Origin of the sequence: Caulobacter sp. Root655 (assembly GCF_001427665.1) — a bacterium.
Lineage (GTDB): Bacteria > Pseudomonadota > Alphaproteobacteria > Caulobacterales > Caulobacteraceae > Caulobacter.
This window is the reverse complement of record NZ_LMHC01000001.1, coordinates 979,240-999,462: the sequence shown is the minus strand read 5'-3', so window position 1 is coordinate 999,462 and position 20,223 is coordinate 979,240. Positions and strand designations below refer to the sequence as shown.

The window sequence follows — 20,223 nt, the reverse complement described above, 5'->3', positions numbered from 1 at the left end:
GGGGGAAGACGGTCGCGAAGCGACCCGTAGGGGGCAAGTCACGCCGCGCTCACAACCAAAGTCCGCCGCACCATCAGCGACGCGCCCGCCGCCAGCAGGCCCGCGAGGCCGGCGATGATGAAGGCCTCCATATATTGCCCCGACTGGGCGCGGATCACGCCCGCGCCGATCGCCGCCGTCGCGGCGCCCAACTGGTGGCCGGCTCCGATCCAGCCGAAGACGATCGGTCCGTCGCGGTCGCCGAACGCCTCCGTCGCCAGCCGCACGGTCGGCGGCACGGTGGCGATCCAGTCCAGGCCGTAGAACACCGCGAACACCGACAGGCTCATGATCGAGAAATCCGAGAACGGCAGGTAGATCAGCGAGAGCCCGCGCAGGGCGTAGTACATGAACAGCAGCTTGCGCGGGTCGTAGCGATCGGTCAGCCAGCCCGAGGCCGTGGTCCCGAACAGGTCGAACAGCCCCATCAGCGCCAGCAGGCCGGCGGCCCGCACCTCGGGCATGCCCCGGTCGCCGCAGAAGGCGATCATGTGCACGCCGATCAGGCCGTTGGTGGTCAGGCCGCAGATGAAGAAGCCGCCGAACAGCAGCCAGAAGGTGCGGGTCTTGCTGGCCCGCGCCAGGGCGCCGAACGCGCCGACCAGGGCGTTGGAGGCCGAGCCCTTGGGCGGGGCGACCCAGTCGTCGGGCGCGCCGTAGGGTCGCTGGCCGATGGCGTCGGGGCTCTCGGGGATCAGCAGCCAGCAGATCGGAGCCATGATCGCGGCGACGGCGGCGACGGTCAGCACCACCGGCCGCCAGCCACCCTGGTCGGCGATCCAGGCCATGGCCGGCAGGAAGATCAGCGAACCGGTGGCCGTGGCCGCTGTCAGCAGGCCCAGCATCAGGCCACGCCGCTCGACGAACCAGCGATTGACGATCGTCGCCCCCAGCACCATGGCCACCGCGCCGCTGCCGAACCCGGCCATCACGCCCCAGGTGGCCACGTACTGCCAGCTTTGGGTCATGAAGGCCGAAAGCGCCGTCGACACCGCCATCAGCACCAGGGCCAGGCTGACCGTGCGCCGCACGCCGAACGACTGCATCAGCGCCGCCGCGAACGGCCCGGTCAAGCCGTAGAGGAAGATGCCGATGCCGGCCGCTGTCGAGATCGTGCCGCGATCCCAGTGGAAGGCCTTTTCCAGCGGCAGGATCAGCACGCCCGGCGCCGCCCTGAGGCCAGCGGCCGACAACAGCGCCAGGAACGTGACGCCGGCCACGACGAAGGCGTAGCGGGAACCGAGGGTGCGACGGAGGATCTGCATGCGATGTCACCGATCGGTACGGGGGTTGCTGTCGCCTATACGTACCGGTAAGTAACATCGTCAAGCGCCATGACGAAACTTGTCCCAGAAACGTCGCAAGACATCCCCGAACACCACCGGCCCTACGGCCCGGGGCCGCGCGCCGCCGAGCGCATCTTCGACACCGCCCGCGAGCTGTTCTACCGCGAGGGCATCCGGGCGGTCGGGGTGGACGAGATCGTCACCAAGGCCGGGGTGACCAAGCCCAGCCTCTATCGCAGCTTCAAGTCCAAGGACGACCTGGTGGCCGCCGTGCTGCGCGAGGTCGAGCTGGGCTTCTGGGATCGCTTCGAGGCGGCCGAGGCGGCGTTTCCGGGTGACCCGAAAGCCCAGATGGTCGGCTATTTCGAGGGCCTGGCGGTGCGGTCGGGCGGGGCCGACTATCGCGGCTGCGCGCTGTCCAACGCCGTGGTCGAGTATCCGGACCGCGACCATGTCGGCCGGGCGGTGTCGCAGGCCCACAAGCTGGAGCTGCGGGACCGGCTGCGGGCCAAGGCCGAGCAGATGGGCGCGTCCGATCCCAGGGCGCTGGGCGATGCGATGATGCTGCTGATCGAAGGCGTCTTCACCTCCAGCCAGATGTTCGAGGACGACGACAAGCCGGCCCTGGCCGTGGTCGGGGCGATCAAGGCGTTGATCGAAGTCTATTGTCGGGCCGAGAATACGGCATGACCTCACACCCCCTTGATCGCCCCGCCTGGTCGGCGCTGATCGGCCGTCAATCCCACCTCGCCGTGGTCGGCGGCGGCGCGCGGCGCATGGACCCCGACTTCGGCCTGTTCGCCGGGACGGAAGATCAATCGCCCGAAAGCCTGGCCGCGCTGGGCGAGCTGGTGCGCGCCCACGGCGGCGACGTCGGCCTGGTCGAGCGGTTCGACCCGCCGCCCGTTCCGGGGACCCGGGTCGTGTCCAGCGCGCTGTGCTGGCAGATGGTCGCCGAGGATCTGGCCGCCCCCGCCTCGGTCACCTTCGCGATCCAGCCCCTGACCCAGGCTGACGCGCCGGACATGCTGGCCCTGGCCACCCTGACCAAGCCGGGCCCGTTCTTCCGCCGCACCCACGAGCTGGGCGACTTCGTCGGCGTCAAGGTCGATGGACGGCTGGCGGCCATGGCCGGCGAGCGCCTGCGCCCCGACGGCTTCACCGAGGTCAGCGGCGTCTGCGCCCATCCGGACTTCCGGGGCCGGGGCTACGCGGCGCGGCTGATGCTGCATGTCGCCGGCGCCATCCGGGCGCGCGGCGAGACTCCGTTCCTGCACAGCTACGCCGACAATGCCGGCGCGATCGGACTCTATGAGGCGCTGGGGTTCCGGTTCCGGTGCGAGCAGGTGTTGACGGTGCTGGCGCCCCTCTAAACTCCGCTCATCCCGGCGAACGCCGGGATGAGCGGATCAAGGGATGACCCGAAACAAAAAAAGGACCCGGAAGGCGCTCGCCCTCCGGGTCCCTTGTTCGATCAAGCCAACCCGATCAGGCCTGGATCTTGTTGGCCGACTTGCGCGCCCAGCCATACAGCCCGACCACCACCACCACGGCGGCGATCAGGGCGAAGATCATGCCCACGTGCTCGGGCGGCGCGAACGGAACCTCCAGGGGGGAAGCCTTCTGGGTGGCGACGATCAGCACGGCCAGGGCCACGTTGAACAGGCTTTCGCCGACGATGAAGCCCGAGGCGACCAGCACGCCCAGGCGCTTGGCCGGCTCGGCCATGCGGTCCTTGGCGACGACCTTGTCGTAGATCCAGCCGGCCAGGGCCCCGACCACGACCGGCGCGGTCACCGCGCTGGGCAGGTAGATGGCCAGGCCCACGCCCAGCGGCGGCAGGCTGAAACGCCCCTTGCTGCTCCTGCGCAGGACGATGTCGACCAGCACCAGGCCCAGGCCGATCAGGGCGCCGTAGCCCAGCAGGGTCCAGTTCAGGTCGTGGGCGATCACCCCCTTGGCCAGGGTCGAGATCAGGGTCGCCTGCGGAGCGTCCAGCGGCGTCGCGCCGGCCACGGTGTTGAGATTGGCCGCGCCCGAGAAACCGTTCGACTGGTTCAGCAGCTCCAGCACGAAGGGGATGACGATGGCGCCGGCGACGACGCCGATCACCAGGGCCACCTGCTGCTTCCACGGCGTGGCGTCGACCAGTTGGCCGGTCTTCAGGTCCTGCAGGTTGTCGTTGGCCACGACGGCCACGGCCAGCACCATGGTGGTGACATAGAGGGCGTAGGCGACCAGGGCCTTGGCGATGTCGGGACCGATCACGCCGCGGCCGACCACGCCGACCATCAGCGAGGCGCCCAGAACGGTCAGGATGGCGATGCCCGAGACCGGGCTGTTGGACGAGCCGATCAGGCCGGCCATATAGCCGCAGACGGCGGCGGCCAGCAGGCCGGCGACCAGCACATAGCCGATGCCGATGGCCACCAGCGGCGCGGCCAGACTGGTGATCGGGCCGCCGGTCAGGAAGTGGGCCAGGAACCAGCCCGCTGGAGCCAGCAGGAGCAACGACACCAGGCCGACGACGTTGATCGGGATGTCCTGTTCAGTGCGCGGGATCACCGCGCCATCGACCTTGCGGGCCTTGTTGGCTTCGAAGGCCGACACCAAGCCCGACCAGATCGGCACGGCCAGCTTGCCCAGGGTCCAGATGGCGGCGGCGCCGATGACGCCGGCCCCCATGAAGCGCACCTCGGTCTTCCAGACGGTCAGGGCGTGCTTGGCCACCGAGACGTCAGGCATCGGATGCAGGCTGGTCATCACCGGCACCAGCACGCCCCAGGCGATGGCCAGGCCCGCGAACATCGCCACGCCGACCGTGATGCCCATCAGATGGCCCGCGCCCATCAGGGCCAGCGAGCTGGACGCGCCCAGGCCGGTCGCGCCGGCCCCGGCCTTGAAGTAGCCCGCGACCTCGGCGGCGAAGATCTTGGCGGCGGCCAGGGCGGCGAACAGGGCCGAGGCGACGGTGCCCAGCACCACGGCGACCAGGCCCGCCTGGCCCTCGGCCGCGCCGGCTCGCGAACCGGTGCCGACCTTCAGCACCTCGGCGGCGGCGACGCCTTCCGGATAGGGCAGGTCGGAATTGGTCACCAGGGCCCGACGCAGGGGGATGGTGTACATGACGCCCAGGATGCCGCCGACCAGGCAGGCGCCGAAGGTGGCCAGGAACGGCACCTTGCTCCACCAGCCGATCATCAGCAGGCCCGGCAGGACGAAGATCACCGACGACAGCGTCCCGGCCGCCGAGGCGATCGTCTGGACGATGTTGTTTTCCTGGATGGTGCCGGTCCGGAACATCCGCAGCAGCGCCATCGAGATGACGGCGGCCGGGATCGAGGTGGCGAAGGTCAGGCCGACCTTCAGGCCCAGATAGACCTGGGCCATCGTGAAGATGACGGTGATGGCGATCCCGAGCAGGACCCCTCGGGTAGTGAACTCCGAACGAGGAGTCGCGGCGGCGTCGGACGACATGCAGGGGTCCCGAAACAGTTAAGGCGGTCGGACCTTGCACGTCCGACCGCCCTGAACTCAAGTCTTGTTCCGCATTTCGCGGTTTTGCGGTCGTTTATGACCTCAAGGCTAGGACCGAGAGATGGTGGTGCAGACCTCGTAGACCCGCTTGGCCAGCCGATCGTCGCTTTCGCTGACGGCGTACAGATAGGCGTCCTTGCAGCGGTTGGAATTGATCATGTCGGCGGCCTTCACGGCGCGCTTCCATTGCACCCTGGTCGCCTTCGCGCCGGCGATCGCGGTCAGCTGGCGACCCATCATATCGAGCGGGCTCATCGCGCCGGCGCCGGACTGCGGCACGACGAATTGGTCCGCCAAGGCCGGCGAAGCGGCGGCGAGGATGGCCACGGTGATCGCGGCGGTTCTGATCAACGACATTCGGTGTCCCCTGGTTTGAAAGATCCGATCCATTCGGCCGCCCGCGACACACACTGAGCCCACGGGTTCAACCTCTGGAAGCATGATCCTTCCGGGTCTCGCGCGCAACGCAATTCTCGCCAAAGCCCAAGCCCAGAAAGGAAAAGAGCGGGCCCGGTCTGACCGGGCCCGCTCCTGATCGGTCATCGGGCGCCGTCTACGGCGTCCGGGTTTCAGAGCACGCCCAGCATCTCCGCGACCAGCGGATGGCGGACGATGTCGCGATCGGCGAGGCGGACCACCGCGATGTTGTCGATCGCCTCGAACTTCTCCGCCACGTCGCCCAGGCCTGAGATGCCAGGCAACAGATCGGACTGGTTCGGGTCGCCGGTCACCACCATGGTCGAGTTCCAGCCCAGCCGGGTCAGCAGCATCTTCAGCTGCATGTAGGTGCAGTTCTGGGCCTCGTCGATGACCACGAAGGCGTTGTTCAGCGTGCGCCCGCGCATGAAGCCGACCGGCGCGATCTCGATCGCCCCCTCGGCCATCAGGGCCCGCATCCGCTTGACCGACAGCCGGTCGCTCATGGCGTCGTAGAGCGGCCGCAGATAGGGGGCCAGCTTCTCTTCCATGTCGCCCGGCAGGTAGCCCAGCGACTCGCCGGCCTCGACGGCGGGGCGCGACAGGACGATGCGGCCGACCTTGCCGGCCTCCAGGGCCTCCACGGCCTTGGCGATGGCGATGTAGGTCTTGCCGGTGCCGGCCGGACCTAGGGCCATGATCAGGTTCTTGTCGTCGATCGCCTCCATGAGGCTCGCCTGGCCTGGCGATTTGGGTTTGATCGTTTTGAGATAGCTCTGGTCCCGTTCCTCATGCCCTGGGCCGCTCAACGGCGACCAGGCGCTGCGATGCTCCACCGGCAGGCGACGCACCTTGGCGTCGTCGTCGTAACGGCCGGCGTCATTCGCGCCTTCGCGCACCATCCGCTTGAGAGCTCGCTTGGTCATGAAAGCCTCCATTCAGGCATGAAAAAAGGACGAGGCCGGATGGCGTCGTCCTTGGAGCAGGTGGGAGGAGATGAGACGGAGGCGCGTGAACGGCCCGGCGGTTCGGAGATGGCTCCGGAGGGAGCAGCCCCTCTGAGCGAAACAAGACGCCGAAACCCCAAAACCGACACCCATGGTCTCCGTCATCGGGAGGCCGCGACCGGAGATCGGGCGCGGCGGGACACGAGGAAAGAATCAATCCCGATAAGAGAGTGTTCCCCCTCGAATCGCACAAATACAATGGGTGCGACATGGTTTATGAGCCGTTAAGGCCTTGCCTGCTTTTAGAACACGGGGTGTACGGATGACTGTCTATTCCTTGGGCGCCTTAGGTCCCTCGCTTCCTCCGGAAGGCGAATATTGGATCGCACCCAATGCCGCCGTGATGGGAAACGTCATCATGCGCAAGAATTCGAGCATCTGGTGGGGCGCAATAGTTCGCGGCGACAACGATCCGATCGATATCGGCGAGAACAGCAATGTTCAGGACGGCTCAGTACTGCATACCGACGTGGGCAGCCCACTGACCATCGGGGCCAATGTGACGATCGGCCACATGGTGATGCTGCATGGCTGCACGATCGGCGACGGCTCGCTGATCGGCATTGGCGCGATCGTGCTCAATGGGGCGAAGATCGGGAAGAACTGCCTGATCGGGGCCGGGGCGCTGATCACCGAGGGCAAGGAGATCCCGGACAATTCCATGGTCATGGGCGCGCCGGGCAAGGTGGTGCGCGAGATCGGCGAGCAGCACGCGATCGTGCTGCGGGCCTCGGCGCTGCACTATGTGGAGAACTGGAAACGGTATCGGACGGAGCTCGAACGGGTGGACTGAGCCTTCCTCCCCCTCTGGGGGAGGTGTCGGCGAAGCCGACGGAGGGGGGAGCGATACGATCTCGGCGGCCCGCGTGACCAACCTGCCCAAACTCCCCCCACCGGCCTTCGGCCGCCTCCCCCAGAGGGGGAGGACCCGCCTAGAACGGAAGAATGTTCCGCTGCCGGCTATAGGCCAGGTAGCCGGCGTTGGCGCCCAGGCGCAGGCCGACGCCGGCCCGGATCGGCGCCAGGGTGATGGTGTCGGCGCGCTGGTAGTTCACGCCCAGGCCGCCGACCAGATAGGCCGTGCCCTCGACGCCCGGGAAGCGGCGGAAGATGGCGTCGGGATATTGCAGGTTATAGCACAGGGTGAAGACCCGGCTGGCGTTGCCGCCCCAGTCCCAGCCCACCGACGGCCCCTGCCAGAACACTTCCAGGGTCGGTCGGCCCTTCATGTAGAGCAGGCCCCGGCCATAGCGCAGGCCCGCGACGAAGGCGCCCGAGCCCTCCTCGCCGGCGATGTAGCCGGTGGGCTGGCCGTTGTCGCGGAACACCCGCTCGACCGCCCCGCCGACCGTCTCGGCCGCCACGCCCAGGAAGTCGGAGCCGCTGCGGATGATCTCGTCGGCCGAATAGGTCGCCGCCGCGCCGGTGTCGTAGGCCGGCGCGGCGCCCGTGCCCGGATCGCCCGGGGGCCGGGTCTGCGCGGTGCTGGCGCAGCCGCCGAGGCCAGCGGTGGCGATGCCCGAAAGGATCAACTTGCGGCGGTCCATGGGTAACTCTCGTGATTCCGACAGGCGTCACAGTCGCAAGCCTTTGAGTCGGGTTTGCGGCCTGTAGCTTAATGCGTGGTTAAGCATGGACAATTCCTCCCCCCATGGGGGAGGTGGCGCGAAGCGCCGGTGGGGGGAAGGCATCGGGCTGCGGATCACTCCCCCCTCCGTCGGCTGCGCCGCCACCTCCCCCACAGGGGGAGGAACTACCCTCGCGAAACGTCGCAAATATGCTAGACGCAGCGCCATGAGCTCGACGCCCCTGCACCTGATCCGCAACTTCTCCATCGTGGCCCACATCGACCACGGCAAGTCCACCCTGTCCGACCGCCTGATCCAGGAGACCGGCGGCCTCACCGCGCGTGAGATGACCGCCCAGGTCCTGGACAACATGGACATCGAGAAGGAACGCGGGATCACCATCAAGGCCCAGACCGTGCGTCTGGACTACAAGGCCGACGACGGTCAGACCTATGTCCTCAACCTGATGGACACCCCCGGCCACGTCGACTTCGCCTATGAGGTCAGCCGCAGCCTGGCCGCGTGCGAGGGCTCGATCCTGGTCGTCGACGCCAGCCAGGGCGTGGAAGCCCAGACCCTGGCCAACGTCTATTCGGCCATCGACAACAACCACGAGATCGTCCCGGTCCTCAACAAGATCGACCTGCCGGCCGCCGAGCCCGAGCGCGTGCGCGCCCAGATCGAGGATCTGATCGGCCTGGACGCCAGCGACGCCGTGCTGGCCAGCGCCAAGTCCGGCGTCGGCATCCACGAGGTGCTGGAAGCCATCGTCACTCGCCTGCCCGCCCCCAAGGGCGACGAGAACGCCCCGCTCAAGGCCCTGCTGGTCGACGCCTGGTACGACGCCTATCTCGGCGTCGTGGTGCTGGTCCGCGTGATCGACGGCCGCTTGAAGGCCGGCCAGAAGATCAAGATGATGCAGCACGGCTCGACCCACCTGATCGACCGGGTCGGCGTCTTCAAGCCCAAGAACACCCCTGTCGAGAGCCTCGGCCCCGGCGAGATCGGCTTCATCACCGCCCAGATCAAGGAAGTGGCCGACGCCGCCGTCGGCGACACCATCACCGACGAGAAGAAGCCCACCGAAAAGGCCCTGCCCGGCTTCAAGGACGTCCAGCCGGTGGTGTTCTGCGGCCTGTTCCCGGTCGACGCCGCCGACTTCGAGGACCTGCGCGCCGCGGTCGGCAAGCTGCGCCTCAACGACGGCAGCTTCACCTACGAGATGGAGAGCTCAGCGGCCCTCGGCTTCGGCTTCCGCTGCGGGTTCCTGGGGTTGCTGCACCTGGAAATCATCCAGGAGCGCCTCTCCCGCGAGTTCGACCTCGACCTGATCGCCACCGCCCCCTCGGTGGTCTACAAGATCCAGATGCGCGACGGGACGGAGATCGAGCTCCACAACCCGGCCGACATGCCCGACCCGATGCATATCGAGGCCATCCTCGAGCCGTGGATCAAGGCGACGATCTTCACCCCGGACGAATATCTCGGCGGCGTCATCAAGCTGTGCCAGGACCGCCGCGGCGTGCAGCGCGAGCTCAGCTATGTCGGCAACCGCGCCATGCTGGTCTATGAGCTGCCGCTCAACGAGGTGGTGTTCGACTTCTACGACCGCCTGAAATCCATTTCCAAGGGCTATGCCTCGTTCGACTACCAGATCGAGGACTACAAGGCCGGCGACCTGGTCAAGATGTCGATCCTGGTCAACGCCGAGCCCGTCGACGCCCTCTCGATGCTGGTCCACCGCGACCGCGCCGAGAGCCGGGGCCGCGGCATGTGCGAGAAGATGAAGGAGCTCATCCCGCAGCACATGTTCGTCATCCCCATCCAGGCGGCGATCGGCGGCCGGATCATCGCCCGCGAGACCGTGCGGGCCCTGCGCAAGGACGTCACCGCCAAGTGCTACGGCGGCGACGCCAGTCGCAAGCGCAAGCTGCTCGACAAGCAGAAGGCCGGCAAGAAGCGCATGCGCCAGTTCGGCAAGGTCGAGATCCCGCAGGAAGCCTTCATCGCGGCGCTGAAGATGGACGGGGATTGATGGAGGTCTTTCGCGCCATCCCCGACGACCTGTCGCCTGCGGCGGTGGCCGGGGTGGACGCGATGCTGGCGGCCATTCGCCAGGAAGAAGGCGTGGACATTCCGCTCGCCATCGAGAGCGGCAGTCGCGCCTGGGGCTTTCCGTCACCGGACAGCGACTACGATTGCCGCTTCATCTACGTGCGCCCGGCCCGACACCATCTGACCATCTGGCCGCGCCGCGACGTGATCGAGCGGCCTATTTCTGACGAGCTTGACGTCAATGGCTGGGACTTGTCCAAGGCGCTTAGACTGGCGCTGAAGGGCAACGCCGTGGTCATCGAGTGGCTGCAATCGCCGATCGTCTATTCTGCTGACCCCGTTTTTCGAGACGATCTTCTGGCCTTCGCTGAACGGTTCACCGATCGCGCCCGCCTAGCTTCGCACTATCTTCACCTGGGACAGCGGCAGGTAGCCCGACACCTGGCCGAACCGCAGAACGTCGCGCTCAAGAAGATCTTCTATGCTCTTCGCCCTACGGCCGCACTCCGCTGGCTGAGGCTGCATCCAGACCGCACCCTGCCACCGATGCATTTTCCGACCCTCGTTAGCCAAGGCGATCTTTCGCAGGAAGTTCGCGACCTGATCGACGACCTCATGGCGCAAAAGGCCGTCAGTCGCGAAATGGGCGTTGGCCTCATGCCCGCATCAATCCTCGCGTTCGTCCGAGAGGAATTGGAGAAGGCAGCCGCGCTGGACGGTCTCGAACGACGGCCGGTGACGGACCAAGCGCGCTCGGCCGCCGACGCGTTGTTCGAAGCCACCACGCTTAGGCTGGGCTCCGCGCGGCGTACTGCTACGCCCCTACTGGAGCCCGTCTGATGCTCAAGATCCTCGGCCGCACCTCGTCCCTCAACGTCCGCAAGGTCCTCTGGACCTGCGACGAACTGGGCCTGGCCTATGAGCGCGAGGACTGGGGCATGGGCTTCGCCTCGACCCGCAGCCCCGAGTTCCTGGCCCTCAACCCCAACGGCCTGGTGCCGGTGCTGATCGACGAGCAGGGCGCGCTCTACGAGTCCAACACCATCTGCCGCTACCTGGCCGCCCGCTACGGCCACGGCCTGCTGCTGCCCGTCGAGCCCCGGCCCCGCGCCGGGGTCGAGCAGTGGATGGACTGGCAGGCCACCGACCTCAACACCACCTGGACCTACGCCTTCAACGCCCTGGCGCGCGGCATGCCGGGCCATGACGACGCCACGCGGATCGCCGCCAGCGTCGAAGCCTGGAACGCGGCGATGGCGATCCTGGAGGGGCAACTTCAGGCGACCGGCGCCCACGCGGCCGGTCACGACTTCACCCTGGCCGACGTGGTGCTGGGCCTGTCGGTCCACCGCTGGCTGAAGACGCCGATGGATCGGGTGAGCTTGCCGGCGGTCGAGGCCTATTACGCACGGCTGAGACAACGGCCGGCGTTCGGGCCCTGGGCGCGGGAAAACGTGCCGTAACGCAGACAGTTATCCGAACCCTGCGCGCCAAGTCTCCGTCTCCAGTACCACGTGCTCCCCTAGGGGAGGCGTCAGCATGAAAAGCCTGGGCGCCCTTGCGAAATCATAGAGGCGATAGAGACGAAACTCGGCGGGCCGTTCACGCGACAGCGCCTCCTCGTTGCGCGTCAGGAAGAACGGCGTGGTCTGAGCGCCGTTGGTCGTCTTGACTTCGATCAAACGCTCAGAGCCCGAGGGATCAAAGGAAGCAATGTCGTAGCCTGCGCCGTCGCCGTCCTCCTGAGCGGTCCAGCGGACCTTGCGGGCGAGATCGACCCGATCAGCGTCCCGTAGACGCTGCTGCTCAGCAAAGAAGACCGCCTCTTCTCCGGCCTTGCCCAAAGCGCGGTTGCGAAAGTCCCGTGCAACGGGGTCGAACTTGCGAACCAGCCGCTGCAGCGGCGCAGAGCGCGACTTGGACTTGATGCTAATAGGCGGTGGAGGCGTCTCAAACAGAGTTGGCGGTTCTGAAAAACCGTCGATGACAGGAGCTAACGCAGTTAGGTCCAGAGTCTGCGGATTGACGGCCAAGTATCTCGCCACGGCATCGACCAAGGCGTCCTGATAGTGATGTTTAGCCTTATAGCCCTGGATCGTAGGGTGCCCGAGTTCGGTCAGCACCGCCGAGATGTTCATATGCTTGAACTCGACCGATCGATTGGTTCGGTCGACATGCTGCATCAAGGCCGCACGATGATGCGCCTTGACGAAGCGGCGGTTCTCCAACTGTGCGGCAAGCATAGCGAAATGGTCAGCGACGATGAGGTCGAGTTCCGTCTCGCCCCAAGGCTTACCGATGAGGTTCTGATCCGCCACGCTTCAAGCGTGTCACCTTTAGCGAACATTGAGAAGCCAGAGACGGCTCTCGCCCCCAGCGCCCGTCATCCTCGGACTTGTTCCGAGGACCTCTGCTTCAACCGCGAAGAACGTGGAGGGGAGTGCGGCGAGGTTCGTGGCCCCTTCGAACCGATGGCGCAGCTGACACAGGGGTCCTCGGAACAAGTCCGAGGATGACAGTAAAAAAGGGGACCCTACCCCTCGGCCGCCTCCCCCGCCCCTCGCACCCGGAACACCCGCGCCTCCCGGGCCACGTCGTAGATCCGGTAAACCACGAAGGCGCCAGGCTGGTCGCGGCTCAGGGCTTCCTCGGCCGGGGTCAGGCGGAAGGGCGTGGCCGGGCCGCCGGTGGTGGTCTTGACGGCGATGCGGCGCGGGGCGCCGGTGCGGCTGAAGCTGAGGAGGTCGCAGCCCTCGTCGACCGGCGGCAGGGCCAGGCGGATTTCGGCGGCGAGGTCGGGGCGGCCGCGCTCGGCCAGGCGGGTCTGCTCGTAGGCCAGGGCGGCGGCGACACCGATCCGGGTCAGCATCCGGGCCTCGAGGTCGCGCTCGGCGGGGTCGAACCGGGCGATCAGCCGTTGGGCGCGGTCACCGGGCGGGGTCGGCGCGGGGCGGGGCGGCGCGCCTTCGGCCAGGACGGGCGCGGCCGTGCGGCCGAGCAGGGCGGGCGGCTGGGCCAGGTCCTTGAGCACGGCCGGGCGCATCGACAGGTGACGGTCGACGGCGTCGACCAGGCTGTCGCCGAAGTCGCGGCGCGGTGGATGATCCTTGAGGGTGGGCAGGCCGATCAGCGACAGGATCGCCGAGATCTCGCCCTGCAGGAAGGTGATCGCCCCGCCCGATCGGTTGGTGACGAAGCGCAGGGCCCGCTGATGGTTGTCCGGATCGTAGGGCCGGCCGGTCATCGCCTTGTCGAGCATGACGAAATAGTCGCCGACCACCAGGTCTTGCTCGGCCTCGTTCCAGGTTCGTCCGTTGATCGCCAAATCGCCCACGCGGCGACGATGCCCCAGGCGGAGAGTCGGCGCCAGATGGTCCGGCGTCGGACCTGTCGCCGGAGAAGGCGCGCGCGAGGGAGGCGCGTCCTCGCCGACCGTGCTAGAAGGCGCGGATGACCGACCAGCCTGAAGATCCCCCCGAAGTTCCCGGCGAGACCCCGATCCAGCGCGCCCTGCGCCTGAAGAAGGCCGCCCTGGCCGCCAAGCCGAAGCCGCCGCGCGGCGGCAAGTTCCAGCGCGAACAGGCCGCGGCCGCCGCGTCGAGCAGCAAGAGCAAGCCCTGGTTGACGCGGTAGAGGCCCCCATGGCGCCCCCACGCCGGCCTTGAGAACGCCGCGCTTTGGCGGCACGGTGACGCTCATGCGCGCTCCCCTCCTCGCCCTGCCCCTCCTCGCCCTGACCCTGGTCGCCGGCCCCGGCCTGGCCCAGACGGCCAAGCCGCGTGAGGAGCCGACGCCCGTCTCGCCGGTCACCGTCATGCCGCCGACCCAGAAGCCCAAGGTGACGGCCACCTGGCCCGCCGCCGGCGAGGCGGTCGCCCCCGGGGTGCTGGTGCTCAAGGTGGTGTTCGACCAACAGATGACGCCCCGCGACTTCTCCTACGGCCCTGGGGCCGGCGGCGAGGCGCCGGAGTGCCTGAAGACCCCGCGCCTGCTGAGCGACGCCAAGACCTTCGTGCTGTTGTGCCGGACCCTGCCGGGCAAGACCTATGCGGTGTCGCTGAATAAGGCTCCCAGCGCCGGGGCGACGGCGGGCGGCTTCGCCAACCTGGCCGAGAACCGCGCCGAGCCGAGCGAGCTGTCCTTCACCACCCTGGCCGGCGACCCCGTCACCAAGCTGCGCGACGCCATCAAGGCCGCGGGGCTGGGCGACATCGACATGCCGGTCGAGGAAGCGCCCCGCCTGGCGACCGCCAAGCCCTGATCGGGCGCGAGGGGCATCACGCGGCCGCGGGCGCGCGCCGCCTTCCCTAAGGTCCGGCTATCGCTGGAGGCGATCCGCGCCCATCATCGTCGCAAAACAGCGGTACGGGGCGAAACGTCATGCGATGGATCTTGCGAGGCCTGCTGGCCGTCGCCTGTCTGGCGGTCGTCGCCGTCCTGGGCCTGGTCGGGCTGGACCTCGCCACCCAACCGCCGAAACCCGACACCGAGGCGCTGATCGCCCGGGCCGAGGCCTATGACGTGCGCGTCCGCCGCGACGAATGGGGCGTGCCGCACATCCTGGGGGTCCGCGACGCCGACGCCGCCTTCGGCCTGGCCTACGCCCAGGCCGAGGACGACTTCGCCACCATCCAGAGCGTGGTGCTGGCCACCCGCGGGACCCTGGCCCGCACGGCGGGGCCCAAGGCGGCGGTCACCGACTATCTGGTCGGCCTGCTGGACGTCTGGCCGACGGTCGAGGCCGGCTATCCCAGGCTGCCGGCCGACCTGCGGGCCCTGCTCGAGGCCTATGCCGACGGGGTCAACCTCTACGCCGCCCAGCATCCCAAGGCCGTGACGCCCGGCCTGCTGCCGTTGACCGGCAAGGACGTGCTGGCCGGCTTCGTGTTCAAGCAGCCGTTCTTCTACGGCCTGGACGGCGAGCTCAAGCACCTGAACGCGCCGGAAGAGGCCCAGAAGGAGCCGCCCAAGGGCTCGAACGGCCTGGCCGTCGCCCCGTCGCGCACCGCCGACGGCGTCACCCACCTGCTGGTCAATTCGCACCAGCCCTATACCGGCCCGGTCGCCTGGTACGAGGCCGTGGTCGAGAGCGGCGAGGGCTGGCACGTGGCCGGCGGCTTCTTCCCCGGCGCGCCGTTCATGCTGCACGGCCACAACGAACACCTGGGCTGGGCCAACACGGTCTCCAAGCCCGACCTGTTCGACGCCTATCGCCTGGTGATCAACCCGAAGAACAAGAACCAGTATCGGCTGGACGGGCGGTGGCGCGACTTCCAGCGGCATGACGTGAAGATGCGGGTGAAGCTCTGGGGCCCCATCGTCATCCCGGTGACCAAGCCAGCCCTGCGCAGCGTCCACGGCCCGGTGCTGGAGACCAAGCATGGCCTCTATGCCCTGCGCTACGCCGGCATGGGCGAATACCGCCAGCCGTTGCAGTATTGGCGGCTGAACAAGGCCCGGACCCTGGCCGAGTGGCGGGCGGGCATCGCCGTCCACGCCCTGCCCAGCCTGAACTACATCTATGCCGACGGGGCCGGGAACATCGGCTTCGTCCACAACGGCCAGTACCCCAACCGGCGCGAGGGCGTCGCCATGAACGTGGACTGGAGCGGCGTCCTGCCGGGCGACCGCGGCGACCTGATCTGGCAGGGCTACAGGCCGGCCTCGGCCATCCCACAGCTGTGGAACCCCAGGTCCGGCTATGTCTACAACTCCAACAACAGCCCGTTCCTGGCCAGCGATCCGGCCGACAACCTCAAGCCCGCCGACTTCCCGGCCAGCCAGGGCCTGCAGACCAACGTCACCAACCGCGCCCTGCGCGTCCAGGAACTGGTCGGCGCCGACCGCGCGGTCACCGATCCGGCGTTCCGTCGCTACAAGTTCGACATCACGTACAGCGAACGGTCGGCCGAGGTGGCCATGGTCAGGCAGGTGACGGCGCTCGACCCGGGCGGCGACGCCGATCTCAAGGCCGCCCAGGCCATCCTGCGCGGCTGGGACCGCCGCACCGACGTCCACAACCGCGCCGCGGCCCTGGCCTCGCTGATGCTCCAGCCGATCCTGGTGGCCCAGAACAACGGCGACCCGGTCCCCGCCCCGCTCGACACCCTGAAGGCGGCGATCGTCACGCTGAAGAAGGGCTTCGGACGGCTGGATCCGGAATGGGGCCAGGTGAACCGCATCCGGCGCGGCCAGGTCGACCTGCCGATCGACGGCGCGGCCGACACCTACCGCTCGGTCTGGGGCGTCCCCCAGAAGGACGGAACCCTGACCGCCGACGCCGGCGACACCTTCATCATGTTCGTCGACTGGGACAAACACGGCGTGGTGCGTTCCGACAGCATCCACCAGTTCGGCTCGGCCACCCTGGACGCGGCCTCGCCGCACCATGCCGACCAGACCCCGCTGTTCGCGACGATGCGCACCAAGCCGGTGCTGTTCACCGAGGCGCAACTGAAGGGGCATGTGCACGAGGACTACCGGCCAGGGAAGCGGTAGGACGCGAATTGCACCGCTTCCCCCTCCCGTTGTCATCCCGGAAACGGCGAAGCCGTTATCCGGGACCGCCGCAAGCGCCGGCGTTCACGCGCCGGTCCCGGATCGGCGCGCTGCGCGCTTGTCCGGGATGACAACCGACTTGGTATGAGGCGCCGTCGGCGTTTCTATCCCAGCGCGCCGCGCCACGGCCTTGAAGCGGCCGGATTTTGGCGGGAAACCGCAGGCGTCGTCGCTTGAAAGGTCAAGCTCGACGAGGTTAAGGTCCGCCGCCGTTTCTCTAGCTATGAGCTCCCCATGCGCAAGATTCTGATCCTCACCGCGGCCGCGGCCGCCCTGCTGGTTTCGGCCTGCAACACCATCGAAGGCGTCGGCCGCGACGTGTCGGCCGCCGGCCGCGCCGTCAGCAACACCGCCAGCGACGCCAAATAGTCGCAGGACCAAGGGTTGCGGACTCCGGTCGATCGGAGTCCGCGAACCTCGCTATAGTTAAGCTGGGTCCGCCCATGGCGGCCTCGGCCGGCCAATTCCTCAACCTTGACCGTCAGTTACCCACAAGTCGGCGAAACGCCTGTGGTTAATTCCGGCCAAATTCGTCTGATCTACTCGCTCGCCTTGCGGATGAATGCTTAGACATTCGCGCCTTCTTCTCTACGAAACCTGATTCAAAACGGCGCATGCGACCGTGCGCCCTCTTTCGCCGAGCCCTCCAGGGGAGCATATGCACGCCAATGAACGAGCAGCCCTCCCCTCAAGCCCAACCCGACCGCGCCAAGACCGGCGCCGTCCTGACCGGCATGAAGCGCGGCGTCCGTCACCGCTGCCCCAACTGCGGCGAGGGCCGGCTGTACACGCGCTATCTGAAGGTCGACCTGGATTGCGAAGTCTGCGGCCATGACCTGGCGCGCTATCCGGCCGACGACGGCCCGGCCTATTTCACCATCCTGATCGTCGGCCACCTGTTCGTGGCCCCGCTGCTGCTGTTCCCGTTCATCTGGAAGATGTCGCCGGCCCTGGTGGTGCCGCTGACCGTCCTGCCGCTGGCCGGCCTGACCCTGGTGCTGCTGCCCCGCGTCAAGGGCGCGGTGATCGGCGCCCTGTGGGCCATCGGCCTGCGCAAGGCCGAGGACTGCCCGAGCGGCTAGGCCTCGGCCGAGCCGACGGCGACGCCAAACTCCCGCTCCATGCCTTCCAGCCGCGCCAGCGTGTCGATCGGCCAGCGGAAGCGAGACTTGCTTTCATCCATGCGCGCGATGGACGCCACCAGAAGCGCCCTGGCCTGGGCCAGGCCGACGGCTGGCGATTCCCGCTGGGTGTAGACGGCGTCCATGTGCAGCAGCGCCAGATTGTTCAGGATCATCGGATGCTCGACCACGTCCGGTATGCGGAACCCCTTCGCCGCCGCCCGCGCCGCCTCGTAGGCCGCCTTCGCGCCCGGGTAGTCGTCGCGCGCCTCCTTCAGGAAGGTGCCTAGCCAAAGGTGTGCGAACGGCTCCTGGGGCGCGAGCCGGACGCCTTCCCGAAAGTGGCGCTCTATCTCCGCCAGGTCGATGGGCTCCTGGTCGTGATACCAGCGCTCGTAGAGGCGCCTTCCGAGGTTCGCCTCGAGCAGACCCCGCAAGGCGCCATCCGAACCCTCCATCTTGACGAGGGAGGCTTCTTCGAGAAGGCCGACGCTGACGTCGGCCTCCCGCAGGGCGCCCGCCAGGCTGCCGAACAACGCGCGCTTGTACTGCTTCATCGCGTGACGCCGCACGCGCCAGATGAACGCCGGCGCCCGCATTTCCTGGTACTGATAGTCGCTGAACGCCCCTTTCGACGCCTGCGCGACGGCTGCGGCCTCGGCATGTCTCGTCCAGCGCCGGCGAAGCCCCTCGTCGTCCGGATACAGCGCCATGAGGTCCCGATAGAGCCGCGTGGCCTCCTCGAACCCCTCGGACGTGCACCAGGACATGATGAACGCGCAATCCGACACGAGCTCGCGCTCCTCGGGGTGCTGCTGCACGGCGCGACGCGCCTGCGCCTCGGCCTCCCTCTCCCACCCGGCCTTGAGCAGGGCCCACGCGAGTTGCTTGGCCGCGTAGACGTTGTTTTCGTCGACCTTCAGCGCGTCTTCGAAGCAATAGGCCGCCTCCTCGAATTTCAGGAGAATGTCTTTCTCGATGATCCCCAGGTGACAGTACAACTGCGCACCAAGCTCCGACTGAATGAACTCCTCCATATTGTCGAACAGGACATCCATATAGGATTTGATCAAATCTTTACGATACTTAAAGAATCGAAATATTGCCTGAGATATCCGCTCCCTGGTGAAATATTCAAGCAACACCATTCGTTCGGCGCGGCCACCGCGATTCAAGCTCAACAGGATGGCGCACAGGAGGTCCGGTCGCGCGTCAACGTCCGGGCACACGACATCGATGGTCGGGATGACCAGCAGCGGATGCCGCAGGTGGATGCGATCCCCTTCGAGCCAGGTCATGGTTCGAAGCAGGCTGGCCGCCTGCGGCGCGTCAGGAAGCAACGCGCTCAGCGCGACGCGCGGCAGGGGGCATCCCAAGGCGTCCATGACCGCGATCTGCGCATAGAATTCCTTGGCCTTGCCGTCTCCGATCGCGAGGAATTCCTCCCCGAGCGCCTCGCGGACATTCCGCGCGTAGCGCAGCTTCAGCAGCGCCAGCAGGATCAGGCGCTCACGGCTATCGGTCAGCAGACCGGCCCGCTCGCTTTCCGGCACCATGCATTGGACGGATCGAATGACGCCGGTTCGCTCCGCCCAGCAGATCTTGCTGACGAAGGCCTGGATTTCACCGTCGGTGAGGTTGGACAGCGTGTCGAGGCTTCGCGCCCGCTCCTCGGGAGCGAGATGCAAGGGCAGAGCGTGGGCCTGCGTCTGCCAGTTCGCGGCAAGGACCAACGTCACCTGCTGCCCGGATACCGGTGGCCGCATGCCGGCCAGTTCAGCCAGGCTGACTCCGCGGGCTTCAAGCCTGTGAGCGTCGTCGAACAGAACGACGACCCGGCTGGCCGCCGTCGCCAGCGCGCCGTTCAGCCTTTCGAAAAACGTATGCGGATCCACATGGGCCGTCCCACATGTGAATACCGAGAGGCCGTTTTCACGCGCGTCGAAGGCGATCCGATCGAGCAGCACCGTCTTGCCGCTGCCGGACCGCCCTCCGATGTAGTGGACGTGCCAGGGCGCGAGGTCGGCGGGCGTCTTCGACAACCGCGACCGGAGCGTATCGCCATATCCAAACCTGGGGATGTCCCAGTCCTTCGCGGGCGCCCCCATGCCCTGACGCACGGCATTGAAGAAGAGGTCCCCGTCAGCCTCGCCGATCGGGGTCGCTGTCGCGTCGTTGAACGGAAAGATCGACCTTGGATTCGGGGTAAAAACTTCGACGGGCCGGTCCCAGTCCAAGGGAACGGCGTTCATCACGAACTGAAAGTACGCTTCCTTTTTCTGTGCGGCCGTGAAATCGGGCCGCGTGTCACGCGCCGCGAAAATCTCGCACAGCAGCTCCAGCATCTCGCGAAACAGCCGCCCGCGCTGAAGGCTTGTCCTGATCGTGTCCGGTCGCCACCCGACGATCGTCTCCAGGCCTCGATAGGCCGGGACGGTCTCCGGCAGTCGATGGAGGCGGTCCACGGCCAATTTCTGAGCCATGGCGAAGGGCTCTCGCGCCACGGGCCAATCGAGCCCTTCCATGACCTCGATCAGGCGCTCATACCGCACGGCTTTGGCGTGTTCGCTGACGTCCCGCACGTTCCGTTGTCCGATTGTTGTCCGGGATCTGTCCTCCTCAGACGGGTTTAGAT

At 67.4% G+C, this 20,223-nt stretch carries 19 protein-coding genes; 11 read left to right on the top strand and 8 right to left on the bottom strand.

Going from position 1 to position 20,223, the window contains the following annotated elements:
• Positions 1–38: 38 nt before the first annotated feature.
• Complete coding sequence (locus tag ASD79_RS04620; RefSeq protein WP_056719824.1) at positions 39–1,304, bottom strand: MFS transporter; 1,266 nt, start codon at positions 1,302–1,304, stop codon at positions 39–41.
• A 69-nt stretch (positions 1,305–1,373) separates the two neighbouring features.
• On the opposite strand from ASD79_RS04620, the gene ASD79_RS04615 reads away from it, so the two are divergent.
• A complete protein-coding gene (locus tag ASD79_RS04615) occupies positions 1,374–2,015 on the top strand; it encodes a TetR/AcrR family transcriptional regulator (RefSeq protein ID WP_082584794.1) in 642 nt (213 codons plus the stop codon).
• On the top strand, positions 2,012–2,698 hold the full coding sequence (locus ASD79_RS04610) for a GNAT family N-acetyltransferase (RefSeq protein WP_056719823.1): 687 nt from the start codon (positions 2,012–2,014) through the stop codon (positions 2,696–2,698). Before ASD79_RS04615 ends, ASD79_RS04610 begins: the two co-directional genes overlap by 4 nt.
• A 115-nt stretch (positions 2,699–2,813) precedes the next feature.
• On the opposite strand, the gene ASD79_RS04605 is transcribed toward ASD79_RS04610, so the two are convergent.
• The 3 genes from ASD79_RS04605 to ASD79_RS04595 all read right to left on the bottom strand — a co-directional run bounded on the left by ASD79_RS04605 (position 2,814) and on the right by ASD79_RS04595 (position 6,217).
• The gene (locus tag ASD79_RS04605) at positions 2,814–4,802 is read right to left on the bottom strand and encodes an OPT family oligopeptide transporter (protein ID WP_056719822.1); all 1,989 of its coding nucleotides are present in this window, start codon (positions 4,800–4,802) and stop codon (positions 2,814–2,816) included.
• A 108-nt stretch (positions 4,803–4,910) separates the two neighbouring features.
• A complete protein-coding gene (locus ASD79_RS04600) occupies positions 4,911–5,219 on the bottom strand; it encodes a hypothetical protein (RefSeq protein WP_056719821.1) in 309 nt (102 codons plus the stop codon).
• Between the two features lie 212 nt (positions 5,220–5,431).
• Entirely contained in the window at positions 5,432–6,217 is a 786-nt protein-coding gene (locus tag ASD79_RS04595; protein WP_156400357.1) for a PhoH family protein, read from the bottom strand.
• Positions 6,218–6,548: 331 nt separating this feature from the next.
• Here ASD79_RS04595 and ASD79_RS04590 point away from each other — a divergent pair, with 331 nt between their 5' ends.
• Entirely contained in the window at positions 6,549–7,079 is a 531-nt protein-coding gene (locus ASD79_RS04590; protein ID WP_056719819.1) for a gamma carbonic anhydrase family protein, read from the top strand.
• Positions 7,080–7,218: 139 nt separating this feature from the next.
• Here ASD79_RS04590 and ASD79_RS04585 read toward each other — a convergent pair whose 3' ends face one another.
• Entirely contained in the window at positions 7,219–7,833 is a 615-nt protein-coding gene (locus ASD79_RS04585; RefSeq protein ID WP_056719818.1) for a DUF1134 domain-containing protein, read from the bottom strand.
• 247 nt (positions 7,834–8,080) lie between these two features.
• Here ASD79_RS04585 and lepA point away from each other — a divergent pair, with 247 nt between their 5' ends.
• The 3 genes from lepA to ASD79_RS04570 are packed head-to-tail and all read left to right on the top strand — an operon-like array spanning position 8,081 to position 11,372.
• Positions 8,081–9,889, top strand: coding sequence for a translation elongation factor 4 (gene lepA / locus ASD79_RS04580; protein WP_056719817.1), 1,809 nt, complete (start codon positions 8,081–8,083; stop codon positions 9,887–9,889).
• The gene (locus ASD79_RS04575) at positions 9,889–10,749 is read left to right on the top strand and encodes a nucleotidyltransferase domain-containing protein (protein WP_056719816.1); all 861 of its coding nucleotides are present in this window, start codon (positions 9,889–9,891) and stop codon (positions 10,747–10,749) included. Before lepA ends, ASD79_RS04575 begins: the two co-directional genes overlap by 1 nt.
• Entirely contained in the window at positions 10,749–11,372 is a 624-nt protein-coding gene (locus ASD79_RS04570; RefSeq protein ID WP_056719815.1) for a glutathione S-transferase family protein, read from the top strand. The genes ASD79_RS04575 and ASD79_RS04570 overlap by 1 nt, the downstream gene beginning before the upstream one ends.
• Positions 11,373–11,381: 9 nt before the next feature.
• Here the strand turns inward: ASD79_RS04570 and ASD79_RS04565 are convergent, their stop codons facing one another.
• Positions 11,382–12,227 (bottom strand): DUF3883 domain-containing protein, encoded by an 846-nt coding sequence (locus ASD79_RS04565; RefSeq protein WP_235524318.1) that lies wholly within the window; start codon positions 12,225–12,227, stop codon positions 11,382–11,384.
• A gap of 215 nt (positions 12,228–12,442) precedes the next feature.
• Positions 12,443–13,243 carry a DUF3883 domain-containing protein gene (locus ASD79_RS04560; protein ID WP_056719814.1) on the bottom strand — a complete coding sequence of 267 codons (801 nt, stop codon included), beginning with the start codon at positions 13,241–13,243 and terminating at the stop codon, positions 12,443–12,445.
• Between the two features lie 116 nt (positions 13,244–13,359).
• On the opposite strand from ASD79_RS04560, the gene ASD79_RS04555 reads away from it, so the two are divergent.
• From ASD79_RS04555 to ASD79_RS04535, 5 genes are all read left to right on the top strand, one after another.
• The gene (locus tag ASD79_RS04555) at positions 13,360–13,542 is read left to right on the top strand and encodes a hypothetical protein (protein WP_056719813.1); all 183 of its coding nucleotides are present in this window, start codon (positions 13,360–13,362) and stop codon (positions 13,540–13,542) included.
• A 64-nt stretch (positions 13,543–13,606) separates the two neighbouring features.
• Complete coding sequence (locus ASD79_RS04550; RefSeq protein ID WP_056719812.1) at positions 13,607–14,170, top strand: hypothetical protein; 564 nt, start codon at positions 13,607–13,609, stop codon at positions 14,168–14,170.
• 119 nt (positions 14,171–14,289) lie between these two features.
• Positions 14,290–16,407, top strand: coding sequence for an acylase (locus ASD79_RS04545; protein WP_056719811.1), 2,118 nt, complete (start codon positions 14,290–14,292; stop codon positions 16,405–16,407).
• 294 nt (positions 16,408–16,701) lie between these two features.
• Positions 16,702–16,836: an entericidin A/B family lipoprotein gene (locus ASD79_RS04540; RefSeq protein ID WP_056719810.1), complete on the top strand. Its 135-nt coding sequence runs from the start codon at positions 16,702–16,704 to the stop codon at positions 16,834–16,836.
• Between the two features lie 299 nt (positions 16,837–17,135).
• Complete coding sequence (locus ASD79_RS04535) at positions 17,136–17,549, top strand: DUF983 domain-containing protein (protein WP_056719809.1); 414 nt, start codon at positions 17,136–17,138, stop codon at positions 17,547–17,549.
• Here the strand turns inward: ASD79_RS04535 and ASD79_RS04530 are convergent.
• Positions 17,546–20,170: an ATP-binding protein gene (locus tag ASD79_RS04530; RefSeq protein WP_056719808.1), complete on the bottom strand. Its 2,625-nt coding sequence runs from the start codon at positions 20,168–20,170 to the stop codon at positions 17,546–17,548. The genes ASD79_RS04535 and ASD79_RS04530 overlap by 4 nt on opposite strands.
• Positions 20,171–20,223: the final 53 nt, after the last annotated feature.

Coding starts and splice junctions, on each gene's coding strand:
- ASD79_RS04570 (WP_056719815.1), top strand. CDS start 10,749: ATGCTCAAGATCCTCGGCCGCACCTCGTCCCTCAACGTCCGCAAGGTC.
- ASD79_RS04600 (WP_056719821.1), bottom strand. CDS start 5,219: ATGTCGTTGATCAGAACCGCCGCGATCACCGTGGCCATCCTCGCCGCC.
- ASD79_RS04605 (WP_056719822.1), bottom strand. CDS start 4,802: ATGTCGTCCGACGCCGCCGCGACTCCTCGTTCGGAGTTCACTACCCGA.
- ASD79_RS04555 (WP_056719813.1), top strand. CDS start 13,360: ATGACCGACCAGCCTGAAGATCCCCCCGAAGTTCCCGGCGAGACCCCG.
- ASD79_RS04535 (WP_056719809.1), top strand. CDS start 17,136: ATGAACGAGCAGCCCTCCCCTCAAGCCCAACCCGACCGCGCCAAGACC.
- ASD79_RS04590 (WP_056719819.1), top strand. CDS start 6,549: ATGACTGTCTATTCCTTGGGCGCCTTAGGTCCCTCGCTTCCTCCGGAA.
- ASD79_RS04540 (WP_056719810.1), top strand. CDS start 16,702: ATGCGCAAGATTCTGATCCTCACCGCGGCCGCGGCCGCCCTGCTGGTT.
- lepA (WP_056719817.1), top strand. CDS start 8,081: ATGAGCTCGACGCCCCTGCACCTGATCCGCAACTTCTCCATCGTGGCC.
- ASD79_RS04615 (WP_082584794.1), top strand. CDS start 1,374: ATGACGAAACTTGTCCCAGAAACGTCGCAAGACATCCCCGAACACCAC.
- ASD79_RS04620 (WP_056719824.1), bottom strand. CDS start 1,304: ATGCAGATCCTCCGTCGCACCCTCGGTTCCCGCTACGCCTTCGTCGTG.
- ASD79_RS04550 (WP_056719812.1), top strand. CDS start 13,607: ATGCGCGCTCCCCTCCTCGCCCTGCCCCTCCTCGCCCTGACCCTGGTC.
- ASD79_RS04575 (WP_056719816.1), top strand. CDS start 9,889: ATGGAGGTCTTTCGCGCCATCCCCGACGACCTGTCGCCTGCGGCGGTG.
- ASD79_RS04595 (WP_156400357.1), bottom strand. CDS start 6,217: ATGGAGGCTTTCATGACCAAGCGAGCTCTCAAGCGGATGGTGCGCGAA.
- ASD79_RS04585 (WP_056719818.1), bottom strand. CDS start 7,833: ATGGACCGCCGCAAGTTGATCCTTTCGGGCATCGCCACCGCTGGCCTC.
- ASD79_RS04545 (WP_056719811.1), top strand. CDS start 14,290: ATGCGATGGATCTTGCGAGGCCTGCTGGCCGTCGCCTGTCTGGCGGTC.
- ASD79_RS04610 (WP_056719823.1), top strand. CDS start 2,012: ATGACCTCACACCCCCTTGATCGCCCCGCCTGGTCGGCGCTGATCGGC.